Annotated in this window: 14 protein-coding genes and 1 pseudogene; 2 read left to right on the top strand and 13 right to left on the bottom strand. The window is 42.0% G+C overall.

What is annotated here, in order from left to right; translation table 11 throughout:
* Positions 1-121: 121 nt before the first annotated feature.
* A complete protein-coding gene (locus ACFQV5_RS12310) occupies positions 122-844 on the top strand; it encodes a class I SAM-dependent methyltransferase (protein WP_379247139.1) in 723 nt (240 codons plus the stop codon).
* Between the two features lie 201 nt (positions 845-1,045).
* The gene (locus tag ACFQV5_RS12305; RefSeq protein WP_379247137.1) at positions 1,046-2,296 is read left to right on the top strand and encodes a methyl-accepting chemotaxis protein; all 1,251 of its coding nucleotides are present in this window, start codon (positions 1,046-1,048) and stop codon (positions 2,294-2,296) included.
* Between the two features lie 128 nt (positions 2,297-2,424).
* On the opposite strand, the gene ACFQV5_RS12300 is transcribed toward ACFQV5_RS12305, so the two are convergent.
* The 13 genes and pseudogenes from ACFQV5_RS12300 to ACFQV5_RS12240 all read right to left on the bottom strand — a co-directional run bounded on the left by ACFQV5_RS12300 (position 2,425) and on the right by ACFQV5_RS12240 (position 14,668).
* Positions 2,425-2,880 carry an NUDIX hydrolase gene (locus ACFQV5_RS12300; RefSeq protein ID WP_379247135.1) on the bottom strand — a complete coding sequence of 152 codons (456 nt, stop codon included), beginning with the start codon at positions 2,878-2,880 and terminating at the stop codon, positions 2,425-2,427.
* Positions 2,881-2,925: 45 nt separating this feature from the next.
* Positions 2,926-3,519: a class I SAM-dependent methyltransferase gene (locus ACFQV5_RS12295; protein WP_379247298.1), complete on the bottom strand. Its 594-nt coding sequence runs from the start codon at positions 3,517-3,519 to the stop codon at positions 2,926-2,928.
* Positions 3,520-3,669: 150 nt separating this feature from the next.
* Positions 3,670-4,524 (bottom strand): annotated as a pseudogene (locus ACFQV5_RS12290) (serine/threonine protein kinase); the annotation flags it as partial.
* A 98-nt stretch (positions 4,525-4,622) separates the two neighbouring features.
* Positions 4,623-5,573: a hypothetical protein gene (locus tag ACFQV5_RS12285; protein ID WP_379247133.1), complete on the bottom strand. Its 951-nt coding sequence runs from the start codon at positions 5,571-5,573 to the stop codon at positions 4,623-4,625.
* 18 nt (positions 5,574-5,591) lie between these two features.
* Positions 5,592-6,590 carry a cysteine peptidase family C39 domain-containing protein gene (locus ACFQV5_RS12280; RefSeq protein ID WP_379247131.1) on the bottom strand — a complete coding sequence of 333 codons (999 nt, stop codon included), beginning with the start codon at positions 6,588-6,590 and terminating at the stop codon, positions 5,592-5,594.
* A 37-nt stretch (positions 6,591-6,627) separates the two neighbouring features.
* Complete coding sequence (locus ACFQV5_RS12275) at positions 6,628-7,533, bottom strand: helix-turn-helix transcriptional regulator (RefSeq protein ID WP_379247129.1); 906 nt, start codon at positions 7,531-7,533, stop codon at positions 6,628-6,630.
* Between the two features lie 360 nt (positions 7,534-7,893).
* Positions 7,894-8,130 carry a hypothetical protein gene (locus ACFQV5_RS12270; protein ID WP_379247127.1) on the bottom strand — a complete coding sequence of 79 codons (237 nt, stop codon included), beginning with the start codon at positions 8,128-8,130 and terminating at the stop codon, positions 7,894-7,896.
* Between the two features lie 43 nt (positions 8,131-8,173).
* Complete coding sequence (locus tag ACFQV5_RS12265; protein ID WP_379247125.1) at positions 8,174-9,565, bottom strand: sulfatase family protein; 1,392 nt, start codon at positions 9,563-9,565, stop codon at positions 8,174-8,176.
* A 52-nt stretch (positions 9,566-9,617) separates the two neighbouring features.
* Positions 9,618-10,421, bottom strand: coding sequence for a carbohydrate ABC transporter permease (locus tag ACFQV5_RS12260; RefSeq protein WP_379247123.1), 804 nt, complete (start codon positions 10,419-10,421; stop codon positions 9,618-9,620).
* Between the two features lie 22 nt (positions 10,422-10,443).
* On the bottom strand, positions 10,444-11,343 hold the full coding sequence (locus ACFQV5_RS12255) for a carbohydrate ABC transporter permease (protein WP_379247121.1): 900 nt from the start codon (positions 11,341-11,343) through the stop codon (positions 10,444-10,446).
* The gene (locus ACFQV5_RS12250; RefSeq protein WP_379247119.1) at positions 11,340-12,827 is read right to left on the bottom strand and encodes an ABC transporter substrate-binding protein; all 1,488 of its coding nucleotides are present in this window, start codon (positions 12,825-12,827) and stop codon (positions 11,340-11,342) included. Before ACFQV5_RS12250 ends, ACFQV5_RS12255 begins: the two co-directional genes overlap by 4 nt.
* A 90-nt stretch (positions 12,828-12,917) precedes the next feature.
* Complete coding sequence (locus ACFQV5_RS12245; RefSeq protein ID WP_379247116.1) at positions 12,918-13,769, bottom strand: AraC family transcriptional regulator; 852 nt, start codon at positions 13,767-13,769, stop codon at positions 12,918-12,920.
* Between the two features lie 134 nt (positions 13,770-13,903).
* Positions 13,904-14,668 (bottom strand): helix-turn-helix transcriptional regulator, encoded by a 765-nt coding sequence (locus ACFQV5_RS12240; protein WP_379247114.1) that lies wholly within the window; start codon positions 14,666-14,668, stop codon positions 13,904-13,906.
* Positions 14,669-14,881 lie beyond the last annotated feature (213 nt).

The raw sequence follows: 14,881 nt of genomic DNA, 5'->3' as shown, positions 1-14,881 counted from the left end.
GCCTATAAAAACGGGCTCAAATTATTAAATTCAGCAAAACCCCAAACGTACCTGAAACATATGTTAAATAAGACGAATGCTCATTACACCGAATACAGGAAGAATTGGGGGACCTAAGCACATGAATTATATCAATATGCTGTCCAAGTTAGGAATGGGTAGCGCCCATCCCGGAGGATTTGAAGCAACACTACGATTATTCCGGAATGAGCCCATTTCTCCTAACAGCAGGATATTAGAAGTGGGTTGTGGAACGGGTAGGACTGCTTGTTACTTAAAAGAGCAAGGATTTAACGTCACCGCCATTGATTTGCATGAGAACATGTTGAATAAGGCTCGTGCACGAGCAGAAGCTATGGGATTGGATATTCATTTTCAGAAGGCTGATGTATGTTCTTTGCCATTCGAAGACAATCAGTTTGACCTCATTATTGCGGAGTCCGTTACTGTTTTTACCGATGCATCCCGTTCATTATCGGAGTATTGCCGAGTTTTAGACAAAGGAGGAACACTTTACGACCGTGAATTGTTGATGGACAAACCGATGCCTGCAGAAACACAAAAAGAACTAGAGAATTTTTTCGGTATTCCGCAACTCATGAATCGAGAAGAATGGCATAAACGACTCATTGAGAGTGGATTCTCATATGAAGAAGCTTTAGAATACAACCATTTCACAGAACAATTGAAACAGGAACAAACCCGTCACCTGGATACATTTGAACGCCGGGATGAAGGAGCGCTGCTTGATATGAACCTATGGGAAACCCTATTTCAACATGATCGGATGATCTTGAATAACACAAATTATTTAGCCTCGGCCTTATTCAAAGCTGTAAAATAAATAGGTTCATAAACATTTTGAGGGGATGTATTTGATGGAAATAACGCATCCCCTTAAATCCCCTCATGTTCAATTAGATCATTAGAACTAATCAATATGACCCACTTTCGACATCGAATATAATTCAATATATCCACTTTTGTCGAGTGATGCTATAATCATGGTAAATATATCCTGTGCCAAAGGGAGGAAGTCAAGCTTATGTCGTGGTTTAATAAACTGCCTATAACCAGTAAAATAACTGCCGCATGTTATATGGTTGCTCTGCTGTTTGCTATTCCTATGCTAATCACCTTAGTCGCGCTCGGAAAATTTATTATTGGAATTTTGCTCGTCACCGTGCTTATCATTCTCACTTATCCTCTTTCACGTGTTGTTCAGAATGCGCTTACAAACTCTTTTTCTGACATTTCAAATGTTTCATCCAAAATTGCCAAAGGGGATTTCACTTTTAAAGTTGAAGAGGTCGGCGGTATGACGGATTTGAGCCGCACATTTAACAGCATGGTAGATAGACTTCGAAAAATTTTGCAAGAAACATCGGAGATCACTCGTCAAGTTATGAACTCTAGTCGAGATATCTCGAACAAGAACCATGATCTCATTCAAATGATGAACCAAGTCTCTATGTCCTCGAATGAACTTGCATTAGGGGCAAATGAAATATCTGAGGATGTTGCTGAGATGACGGGTTCCATCCGCGAAATCGAATTGAAAGTTAGTAATTATACCGATTCCACTAAAGTCATGAACCAGCATTCCTTCGAAACTCTAAACCTGGTAGAACAAGGCCGGGTATCTGTTGCGAACCAGTCTGCCGGTATGCAGAAAAATATTGAAGCGACCTCTAAAGTTGCTGAATCGATTGAGGCTCTCTCCAAGAATGCCAAAGGGATTTCCAAAATTACCGAGACCATTTCGGAACTCGCTGAACAAACCAATCTACTCTCTCTGAATGCTTCAATAGAAGCTGCACGTGCCGGAGAACATGGCGCTGGATTTGCTGTGGTTGCCCAGGAAGTACGCAAACTTGCCGAAGAATCAACTTCCTCCACGCGCGAAGTATTCAATCTTGTACGCAGTATCGAGCAGGACGTCAAACTTGCCGGTCAGAATATAAAAATCAATGAAGAAGTCGTACGTCAGCAGACAGAAATGATTCGTGAGGCAGAGCAGATATTTTTACAGATCGTGAACAGCGTCCAATACATAACAGAACAAATCTCCGCTTTCTCCGAAGAAAGTGAAGCCATGCTGGAAAGTGCACAGAATATATCAACAGCAATACAGAATATATCGGCGATTACTCAAGAATCTGCTGCGGGTACCGAGCAGGTATCCGCATCGATGAATGAAGGCATTACTTCCATCCAGAAGGTAGCCGATGAAGCTGACACCATGACAGACGCAGTATTCCAGCTGCAGAAAACAATTAACATTTTCAAATTTTAAAATATTATCACTTGAAAACGGGGCGTCCCAAAAGCCATGAAACGGCTCTTGTGACACCCCTTTTTTTGTAAGCCCTGATAAATCCGTTACAACCTGTCCTATAAGGATGACTCTCTCTTGATTTACTACTAACTTAAGGAATCCTCCGCATGCTGATCAACAAACTGCTCTATAACCATTTCCACAAACGGAGTCATCGGGATAAACTGCAACTTTTCGAGTGGGATCCACTCCGCCCCAAGGGAATCCTGCTGGTCTCCATCTCGTTTAATCGGGGCATCTATTTCCTCTAACTCTACTTCATAAATAAGGCCAATATGATGCATTTCCTCCAATATACCCTCTGCTCGCTCATAAATAATGGTGCAAGAAACAGCAGTTTTCATACGTCCTTGAATATCATCCAGTCCGGTCTCTTCAAGAAACTCACGCTTCAATGTCTGTTCGGGCTCTTCCCCGAACTCAATCGAACCTCCAGGCAAATCCCATTTCCCTAAGTATGGCCCTCTAGCTTTACGGATTAATAGAATCCTTCCTCCACGAATCAGAACCCCATAAACACCGAGATGTGTATACTTTTCCACTACATTCACAACCTTCTATCAAAGTTCGCTTCCTTACTACGTTATTTAGAGCATAACGTTCCTAGCAATATAGGTAACCCACTCGCTTCGAAATATAACTTTTCTTCCTAATTTAATCTCTGGGATCTCTTGCTGAACATGGCTTTCTTTAAGAGTATCCCATGTCGAAAAATGATGACGCAAAAGGATGAGCGTACGCTCTGTTGGGAGATTTAGCTCAATTAAGCCGGCCTCTTCTTCTCCAGTGATTGCATCAATTTCTTTCACATCCGTGTTTATTAACAAACAGATAATTCCCTCATCTTTAACCGCTTCTTTCAATTGTTCAAGCTTTGAAATAAAGGCTTCTTCAGAGCTCATATGCTCCAATACCGAACAGGCTACGATAAAATCGAAAGTGTTTCTCGGAACATCATAGTATTCCACATCTGCCGTATACCCTTCGATCAAGTGTGCAACCTCGTATTGATCCGCATTGACTCGTAATTTATCAATAGCTTCAGGCAGCAAATCTACACATACAACCCTGCCACCCCTGTCCATTATACGCTGTGCAATCGGTATACTATTTCTTCCGACTCCACAGCCTAAGTCTAACACTTGCAGCTCCTTAGATTCCAGCAGCTCTAGTGCATCCATGACGGATTTCACAGGTTTTGATAACCAGCTTCCAAGCTGAAAAAGCTCTGTCTCTCCGTAAAATTGCGTATGATAATCTATTTCTTTACATCGTGCCTCTGAGAATCGTCTTCTGTATTCCCCATCACTAGCCTGACGGCAAGCCTGTGACCAGTAAGAAACAAACTCCTTTACATTCGTATAGCGCTCAGCTCTCTGAGGGTTGACTGCTCTTAATGCAATCCGATATAAATCCTCTCCAGCATCCCACTTTTCCAAGGAACGATCCCGCTCACCGCCAAGCAGCCCAAACGCAATAGCCGCCATATTAAACACATTCGTCACACTATCAATGGGAGCTCCAAGCTCAAACTCTTCTGGTGACATAAAACGAGAAGAGCCCCATAACCTGCCCATCGTATTAGAGAAAGGTTTCAGCTGATACATATCAATATCGCATACACGTACTTGCTGATGATTGAAATCATATAAGATACTACCATCATAAAAATCTACCGCCACATAACCGCTCTGTTCAACTAGAACGTGAAAATCAAAAATATCATTTAATTCTTTTAATCTTTGAGCAACCGGTAACTGTTTAAAGCGAAAGTGTGGAGAATCCGGATGAATGTATTTTGCCGGGGGAGGATAGGTCTCATGAGGATGGAGATTCTCTCCCTCAAACCATTCAAACTCCGCTGCGTATCCATTACCGACCGGATAATGATTCAGAAGCTTGATCAGAGCGTGATGTTGAAGTGTATCATATAAAGAAACAGCTTGCCTTAAGCGAGCAATCGCTTCGTCCGGTATTCCTTCGTACGCCATTGTTCGAGCACCTGCATACTTAATAAATTTTCGTCCTCCATCTGACGTCTCGACACCAAAGCTAATATTCCCGGAGTCCTGCTGAGAAAACACTTTAAATACACGCCCCTTGGCTTGAATCCAGCTGAAATCATGGAATTCCTTTAGAGGGAACAATACATCTCCTATCCTCACTTCAACATGAGTATCTCTCATCCTGCACACACCCTTTAGACAAAAAAATAGACCGTTCTCGCCAAGAAAACGGTCTTAATCTCATCATAACTGCTTTATATTATATGCCAATTACCAGTTTATCTCAATCCAGAATCATCGAATCGATTATGTATGTTTTCACTTAGTAACGCTCTTAATTCCTCGATCGCCTGCTCTTCATATCGCTTGGCGTCCATAAATAAAGGGATCAAAACATTCCATTCTTCCCTTGCAGCTTTATGGATAATTTCATCAAATAGGTCAGCTATTCGAAGATACAGTTCAGATACCCTTGTATACTCGTGCCAAATCGATTTCAATGAGCAGAGATACTGGGCCGCATCCCGCTTGGCCGCGCCATAACAGCGGAACGTTTCAAACGCTCCCCTACGATCATAATCATCACTTGATAAAGCTTCTACGATGGCGTCATATGCCTCTCTGCCACAAGCATATTCATGCTGTGGAAGCAGTATATCGTGTGTATCCCACTTACTTACCGCTTGCATCAACGATTCCTTGTACACTTCATAAATATCCAGCTCGATTTTCCCTTCGTACAATTGGTAATACCAATAAGGCGAATTATTACAGCCAAAATCCTCATACTTCAAACTAATTAGCTCTTCACTTAACCCATCAGAGTACAAGAACAATTCCTTTTTATCATCGTATCCAGAAATGACAACAAAAGAATCCCTCCAGATCAATACACCTGTCCCCTGACGAATGGATTGTTTAATATCTTGAACAGCTTGTTTCTGATACAAAGGAAAGGTATGTTGAAACGAAAATCCTGCTTGCTGCGCTGTTCTAAGCCCCAGAAGATCAGCAGCTACGAAATGCTCTGCCATCCAATTGTAAGCAGTAGATGATTCATCACTTAACTTCCGGTTTACTGTAAAGCGAAATGACATGGCCGTCATACCAGCCAATACAGCTTTGGAACAAGAAAGCCAGCCTTTATTCGTTACAATGGTATGAAGTGCATCAATATAGGAATAGGATTCACGTTTCATATGCAAGTCTGTCAAAATTATCCGTTCCATATGTATCTGTCCTTTCGTTCATCTAACGATGTGTGCTCCCCATCGAGGTATTACGCTTCGCTTAGGATCGGGATGTCTTGCTGAGATCGCTTTAAAGCAATTCATCGCTTGCTCTTCCAACCCTTTAGCCAAATGTAAATGCTCAAGAATCAATGGAAACTGCTCCCTGTCTACCCTTCTTCCGCTTGGAGTTTCAGTAAAGTATGCCTGTTTCTCAATCATAACGTGCACTAGCTGCGAATAGAGCTCATACACCTGCTGAAGATCCGTCCAGAATTCTGCCGCTTCCCTCAAATAATTCTTAATCTCTTTCCTCGAATATATATAAGAATCCATTATATAGACAGCGCCTGTCTCATCGTATATCCCCCTCTCCAGTCCAGCCGCTAAATAATCAAAGGCAAGCCGTCCCGAAGCTACATCTGTTGAGGGGAGTGTCTTGTAAGGAGTATTCCAATCTTCTAAAGCAAGTCTCATCGACTCCAAAATCATATCTTTCATGGGCACATCTACCTTGTCTCCCATAAGCTGAATGTCCCAAAACGGGGTGATGTTCAGTCCGAAATTATCGTAGAGTACGATTTGATCTTCTGATGATATGCCATCCTGTATAAAGAACACAGCATCTTCATCATCATATCCATGAACAACACCGAATTCAGGTAGCCAGTAGATGACTCCCTTCCCCTGGTCGAGACTTTCTTTTACCCACTGGGTCGCTTCATGCCGGTAACTCTGAGACGTTGGATGCCTTGTGAACCCTCCGTCAGATACTGTATAAATCCCCAGATTATCTAGCGCAGCCTGATGCTCGATTCCCCACTGTCCATAAGCTGTCACGGACATCGGAAGCAGTTGCTTATGTACCGTGAACTTAAATGCCATCCCTGTAAGACCGGATAGCATGTATTTCGGTCCCTCAAAAAGACCAGCCGCAGTCAAGACGGCATGCAGACTATCTATAAACGATTTCGATTCTCGCTTCATTTGGATATCGTTCAAATAAACTTCAGACATACCGCTATCTTTTTCCTTTCCTGATTAATAAGAGTATTCACTCGAGTGGATTCAATTGTCTGATCATGACCTCGCAGCGATTTCGTAATTTCTCTCTCAGCCATTTAGGACTCGATAATTCCTGCCACTCGCTCATATGCAGCATTAGATCCTGAATAAATAGCTCTACATCATAAAAATCAATTCTATATATACCCGGTTCAAATGCCTTGGCAGAGTATCCGTGCCATGAATCTCCGGGCAAGGATTGCTTTAGCTTCATACTCGCCTGAAATGGCTTAGATCTCGATACAAGAGCACCTTCATTAATAGATCCAAGGTTGACTCCTTCTGCTTTCTCCTTGCTTACTCTTATATGTAAGATCCGGTCCAGTCGAAGTTCCATCTCCGTCTGCTGATCGGAGTCATAAACACGTACATAATCCGCATTATATTTAGAAATAAGTGCAAGTGGACAGACCGTTAAAGCTGTCTCACTATGCTCTTCTCTATAGATAATATGTACGATGAATGACTCTCTAATGGCATAGGATAGCAGCTCAAAATATTGAAGAATCTGTGGTCTTACATTAAATACCGGAAGACGGAAGCTTTCCGTCATCTGTTCTTCTGTAAACCGTCCTAGTAAATGAGCTACTCGCTGAACAGAAGCTGAATTCTCATAATCGTAGCTGCGATAACGATGAATAAGGTAGTTAAGTACACTTTTTTCATCTTCAGTCATATATAACAAAGGTAGAAGATAGGTTTGATCTTCATAGCAATAGCCTCTTTTTTTGGCAACATACATAAGAGGAGCTCTTAGAGATACTTCCATATATTCAATGTCACGCTGTGCTTGTCGTATCGAAATCTCAAATTCAAGTGACAATAATCGGCTATTAGGGTATTTCCCCTCCCGGATCTGCTGATCAAACCATTGTATTCGGTGCACATTACTCATGCTTTCACGTCAACTCCCCATGTTCCTAGTGGAACGATAACGAATATTAAACGCCCGCTCCCTAATAAAGGAAGCGGGCGGACGCTTGATCTAGCAGCTGAATCAGACAGCTGTTATGGCATCTATCTTCGTCTGCGGCGATTTATCACACCGTTTACATACTTTAACGGCAGTGCCATCGGCTTTTGTCCGAGGGTATAGCAGCTTAATTCGAGTGCTATGACATAACGGACAGGTGCCTCTTCCTCGAGAAGGTAAATGCCAGAGAGAGCGCCCTCTTTTTGGCTTGGACATCTTTTTTCCAACCTCTTTTCAACTAATATCTATCTTAGATTGACTTCCTTATAATGGGAAGCACTTTTATTGTATTACACATGGTACGACATAAAATGTCGTATCAGTTGGTAGATTGTTAGCTTTTGCATCACTCCAAAAACGGATCATTCTTCCGATCACTGTTGTCCCAGGATTTCCTTTAAATCTTGTGTATTGGTTGAAATCCAGGGACAAAGGCGACCGCTTCGCTTCTCCAAAATGATTCCGCCTTCTTCGTTGTAGTAGTACCTTCAGCAAACCAAAACATATATTCATACTCATGTTCATAAAAAAAGAAGCCCTTTAGATAAGGGCTTCCCTCTTGTTATTCCATCATCTCCTTGTATTCCTTCGCGTGGAAAGGACCGCCTTCTTTCATTACCGTCCACAGCGGGTCGTTGTCATGATCCATCGTTGACATCATTTCATCATGCCATTCGTTAAGCAAGTAAACCGCCTGCATACAAACGTCCCGATGAGTTTCAGCCAAATTGTACTGCTCATACGGATCATCTTTCAAATTAAACAACATTTCTTTAGGGAATCCATGATGCCCATCATGATAGGATCGGATGTAGAGAAAGTCCCCGAAACGGACGCTACGCTGACACACATGCGCACACTGAGATAACACAAGATAATCACGTCCCGTATCCACACCGGAGGTCACCGTATCAGCATAACTCTTCCCATCCCATGCATCCGATTTCGGAGCGCCTAGAAGGTCAGCAAATGTAGGGGCTAGATCCAAATGGTAGTGCAGTCCGTCATCAACCGTTCCCTGTTGTCCTCCATCCGGCCAACGGATAATCATCGGTATTCGGCAAGTACCTTGATCAGCCGTTCCATGTTCAGAATAGATCCCGAGTTCACCCATATTTTCTGCATGATCCGCACTAACGAGAATAGCTGTATCTTCCCAAATCCCCAGTTCTTCAAGGGACTTTATCACCTGTCCAATGTGATCATCCATATAGCGAATCGCACAATCATAGTTATCAATTATCATCCTTAGATCATTAAACTGTTCAATCTGCGTACCATGCCTTGGATGTCTGAAATAGTGGGACTTGGCAAGTTTATTCATATCTTCGATACTGTGCTGTCCTTTTTTCTGTTTATGAAGCTCAAATACTTCTTCTGTAATCCATTCCGGCATTGGATCATTCTCAAACGGATTTCCCAGCTCAATCGGTGTTCGGTAAGGCGTATGCGGATCCCAAAAATTCAGATGCAAAAACCAATCCTCATTCTCTGCGTTATCCTTCAACCATTTCAGAGCAATAGGTAAAACCTGCTCCGCAGTCTCATGTCCATGACCACCATTATTAAAAATCTCATTAAATCCGGCATTAAATGTCCATACCGAATGTCTTTCGGCAAATGTACTGATCGAAGCTGTCTTATACCCTTGTTTGCGGAACAAGCCAGGAAGGCTTTCCGTGCGTAACCGGTCTCCAAAACTGCGGCTCGCTCCTTCTCGTCTCATATCCGCTGCCGTTCCACCGTGTCCAACAACACCGTTATGAATTCCAAATTTCCCCGACATCAAAGCCGATCTCGACGGCATACAAGGAGCGTCAGAGCAATAGTAGTTAGTGAAGCGTACACTTTTCTCTGCAATTCGGTCAATATGTGGTGAAGTATTACGGTGGTATCCGTAACAACCCAAGTGATCAGGACGTAGTGAATCTAAATCTAAATAAATAACTCGCATAGTAATTACCTGCCTTTGATGTTTGTTTTATTGAAGCTACACCCTTAACAATTCAACCTTTTACAGCACCTGCAATTCCATCGACAAAATAGCGCTGAAGAAATAGGAATACAATAATAATTGGAACAATGGCAATCGTTCCACCCGCAGCAATCCCGGTCCAATCCACCACATTTTCGCCTCGAAGCGCATATAAACCAACGGCTAGTGGACGCAGATCAGGCTTGCTAAGCGTTAAGATGAGCGGAACCATAAATGAATTCCAAGACCAGATGAACTGCATAATGGTGACACTACCAACAATCGGCTTCGATAATGGCAACATTATAGAAGCAAATGTGCGGAAAAAGCTGCTGCCATCCATAATAGACGCTTCTTCAAGCTCCTTTGGAATTTGACCAAAAAACGTAGCGAATAGCAAAATAAAAATAATATGTACCCCACCCGCTTCAGCCAAAATCACACCCATCAAATTGTTCATCAGACCCAAACTTTTGATCAAATCGTAGATTGGAATGATCGCGAATTCCATGGGAACGAACATACTCGCAACCAAAAGCCCCATGACAACCTTTTTTCCTTTAAAAGAATACCGTCCTAACACATAGCCGCATGTCGCGGTAGCAATGAGTACGATCAGAATGGTACTGACGGATAGAATAACACTATTCAGAAAATACCGTTCGAAATTGGCTTCATTCCAAGCTCGTATCAAGTTATCCATGCTGGGGCTGTTCGGAATCAGCTTAAGACCATTCGTGAAAAACTCACTCTGCGTCTTAAACGAGGCTGAAACCATCCATAGAAACGGGTATATCCATACAAAGCAGAAAGCGGTCATGACAATATGAAACATAGACTTTTTCACAGTCTTCATCTTATTTACCACTACCTTTAATTCGCTTATTCAGAACGGATTGGATAATGGCCAGTAAACTGATTGTCAGAGCGAAGAAGATACCGGCTGCAGATGCATATCCGAGCTGTGGAAGTCCCATTTCGCTGGAAAACGCATAACGATAAATATAGGTGGAAACCACATCGGTTGCGAAGAAAGGCCCACCATTTGTCATTGTCTTGATCAAATCGAACACCTTTAATGAGTTCACGACATTGAGCAATAGAATAACTGCACCAATCGGTACTAATAAAGGTAAAGTGATATGGAAGAACAGCTTTGTCCCTTTTGCCCCGTCTACTTCCGCCGCTTCATATAAATCTTTAGGAATGCCCTGTAAACCCGCTAACCAATAGACCAAATTAATGCCAAGATTTTTCCACACGGAAATCAAGATGACTGTGAACATCGACCATTTGGCATCACCTAGCCAGTTAATAGGCGTATCCAGCAATCCCAGCTTCACAAGCGCATCGTTAACCGCTCCATCACTCCCCCAAATAAATACCATAATAATCCCGACAATGGATGTCGTTGTGACTACCGGAAGAAATATGAGCGTTCGATACACACTAGCACTTTTTAAACGGGGACGATTTAATATGACAGCCAGAATTAATGGAACAAATAAATGAAGTGGTACAACGCCGAGCATGAACACAAAGCTATTTTTATATGCGTTCCAGAAGTATGGATCTTTAGCTACATTTATGAAATTCTGTAAACCGACAAATGTAGAATCGGCAGTAAGCCCTGACCAGTCGCGGGTTGCATAGAACAGGCTGGCCACAATCGGCCAGCCCTGAAACATGACGAACAGAGCTAATGTCGGAAATAAGAATATCCAGCACCATAGTTCAACTTTTCTCTTGGCTATCATGGTAAAGCCTTATAATCTTCCGCTTTATAGTCCTTATCTGAACTCCAGTTCGGGAAGATGAAGTGATTCTTGTCTATGTCAGCACCTTCGGATTTAGCTTGTGTTATAGCTGCCTCTAGTGCCTTATCAATACCATCTGATAATTGTTTCAGTGGTGCTTCCGGATCATTCAGTGCACCCGCCACAACTCCTTGAAGGATGTCTCCTATACCTGGCTGCACATCTTTGTAATTCGCATATACAGCAGATAATCCTGAGTTTCTTATAAGAGGACTAGGCACTAAACGCGAAGTTGCTTGAGCAATTTCATAATACTGCTTAAACTGCGGAATATCTGAAGCGGTTTCATTCACTTCTTTCAGTATTGAGAAACGGTCACCCGCTTTTACTAGAACAGACTGATAGTCTTTACTGAAATATTCTTTCAAATAAAGAGCAGCTTCTTCAGGATGCTTTGTAGTTTTGGACATACCGATCCATGGACCGACGTTTGATCTCGGTAAATATCCTTTTTGCCCGTCATCAGGAATCGGAGGAGCCATTACACCAAAATCCAGATTCGGATTATCCCGCTTCCATACACCAATAGACCATTCACCCTGGAGAATGAATCCTGCTTGCCCTTCCCCGAATAAAGCACGGGCCTCAGGTGCAGAAATGCTCATAGTCTTCGGATGATAGCTTCCATCATCCTTCAAACCCTTAAACAGGTTAATGACATCAATGACAGGTTTTGAATCATAATTGGCATCATTCGTAACTAAGCTGATCGGTGAATGCTGATTAAGTCCACTTCCACCGAGGGCAGACCAGTCCATAGCGGCCAGCTTCCAGCGTCCAATTTGCTTACCGCCTTCAATAATGCCATAGGCTTTACCGTTTCCGGCTTCTGTAATTTTTTTGGCGGCTTCACGGAATTCACTGTATGTTGTAGGAGGATTCTCAGGATCAAGCCCAGCATCCTTAAATAATTGCTTGTTGTAATAAATCAGTGTACTTGGTACGGCGGCCATTGCTGGAATGGAGTAAATCTTACCATCCAACATTGTAGATCCTTCTACAAACACCCCGTCAACAAATCGGTTCTTGAACTCATCATCAAGATAAGAATCAAGCGGTTGATACCAATCACCTTTGACAGCCATACTCAGAGACATATTGGAGGGAATCGGAAACAGGTCTGGTGCGTCTCCTGATTTGATCGCGGTGGTAATCGTATTCTGGAATTGATCCACCGTTAAGAGGGTATATTCAATCTTGATATTCGGATACTTGGTTTCAAAATCTTGTATAAATTTCTCCCTGTACGGTTTCTCACTGTCTGCCCAGTCCATAACACGCAGAACCACTTTGTCACCGTTTTTTGCCTCACTTCCACTTTCTCCTTCTGGTTTGCCATCGCTAGATCCAGAACAAGCTGTAGTGGCGAGAATACTCAATACTGTAAGACATGTTAAACCAAATGTTCTCCATTTCTTTATCATAGATATCCCCCTTTATTCGATGTTCCCAAGCGTCTCTTCATTTGATATGAAACCGGTAACAACACCTCCTATATTGTATTTGATTCTAATTTAGACATCTTCATTGGACAATGTAGACATGATTCTTCTTTTTGTATTTTTGATACTTTTTCGATAATCACTTGGAGATTGCTTGAAAACCTTGTGAAAAGTACGAGTGAAATGCGAAGCATCATAGAAACCACTTTTCTGAGCGATCTTTTCAATCGTATTTTCGGGATCCTCAAGCATTCTCTGGGCATGGAGTAGCCGTAATTTATGTAACATTTTCATAGGTGTCATCCCATGAACCTTTTTGAAGGCTCTGCTGAAATATACCGGGTTCATATGATATAGACTTGCCAGCTCGTTTCGCGATATGCTTTTTTCAATACTTTGCTCCATATAATGGATCACCTTACTGAAACGGTCCATTTCATAAGGTTCCTTTGCTGAACGTCTCTCCCCTACTTTCGAACTTTCAATAACTTCATGAAGTAAGAATAGTGCCAGAAAGCCTGACTGAACGGTCCGAATCTCTCCCACCTCTTGCAGCCAGATACTCCACATCTCATCAAATTTCTTCTCGTAAATAAGAGGGTCTCGAATCGTTATTACCCGATCAAGCGGGAAAAATTGAAAGAAATCCTCATCTCCCTTCACCTTCAAATCCAGGTTAAATAGATAATGAACACCATCAGTTTTTGATATAACATTAAAAGGAATATGAGGCCTGTGCACCATGATGTCTCCTGTTTTCGCAGCATATTCTTTTCCTTCCGAGATCGTAATTACATCTCCTTGATGGATGTAGGATACGGTATAGCACGATTGTATATAATCAAATATAACCCTTGATTGGTACTGAACTTTTTTTACATCAAACAGTGTAATTCCAATCTGATCGCTAACGGTAAAAGACACCTTGACCTCATTTCCGGGAAACTCTCTCCCTCGTTTTATTTGGCGTAATGCTCAACTGATAGAAGGTACTAAAAAAGCTTCCGACATTTGATAAATACAAGAGCGGAAGCTGATATATTGTAAAACCTGTACATTTAAGTGTGCACTATCGTTCTTCTAAATTGGTCTGGTGTTTGTCCTGTAGCTTTTCGGAACGTGCGGATAAAATAGTTCGTTTCCATACCGACATAAGCTGCTATATCTTTCACAGTAATGCTCTCCTTCGAGCTTAATAAGCCAATTGCCTTATCCAGTCGCAATCTCTGAACATATTGGAGCATGCTCATACCATAGGTTTTATGAAATAACTTATTTAAGTATTGATGTGTATAGCCTAACGAGGAAGCCATATTAGCTAATGATATATTCTCATTATAATGCTCATTCAGGTAGTTCGCAGCTTGTAATACTACTTCTCTTGAAACATCCTCTGTATATGAAATGGCTGGTTCAAGCTTGATCTGTTCATCATTCAGCCGCATTCGATTCAGATCGAGTAACAGACTATACAAGATCCGGGCCCCAACCCATTCAGAACCTTCTTGATTCTCATCTGCAATCTTCCATAACTCATCGAGTACGGACCAAATCCTGTCGGCATCATACATTTCTTGAAGCTGACAAAACTCAAGACCGAAATGCTCCAGTAAAGTATCAACTTTCGTACCCGAGAAAGAAATGTAACCTACTTCCCAAGCCTCGTCCGATACTGGAAAATATTCATGGGGAAGCGCTGCTGGTAAAAGCATGTATTGCATGGGACCAAAAGTAAACTCCTCCTGCCCCGATAATCGTACGCGCCCTTCTCCTTTTCGAGAAAATAAAAGTTGATGGGTTGAGAACCCTTCCGGTCTCGCCATTGAATTTTGTTTATTACATCCCACCGTATGAACATATAAAGGCATCGGCACGGTGGGAAGTCGGAAAAATCGGATTATACGAACAAGCATGTCCACTCACAACTCCATATAACTTCATTTTGTTATACTATTAATCATTAATAAGTCCTTATATTTACTTATATAAAGTATATTATCGACTACATAATTTTACAATAACTCCCTCTCCAAAGT

Origin of the sequence: Paenibacillus sp. GCM10028914 (assembly GCF_042666275.1) — a bacterium.
In the GTDB taxonomy this organism is placed as follows: Bacteria; Bacillota; Bacilli; order Paenibacillales; family Paenibacillaceae; genus Paenibacillus_AQ.
This window is presented reverse-complemented; position numbering and strand designations above follow the sequence as displayed.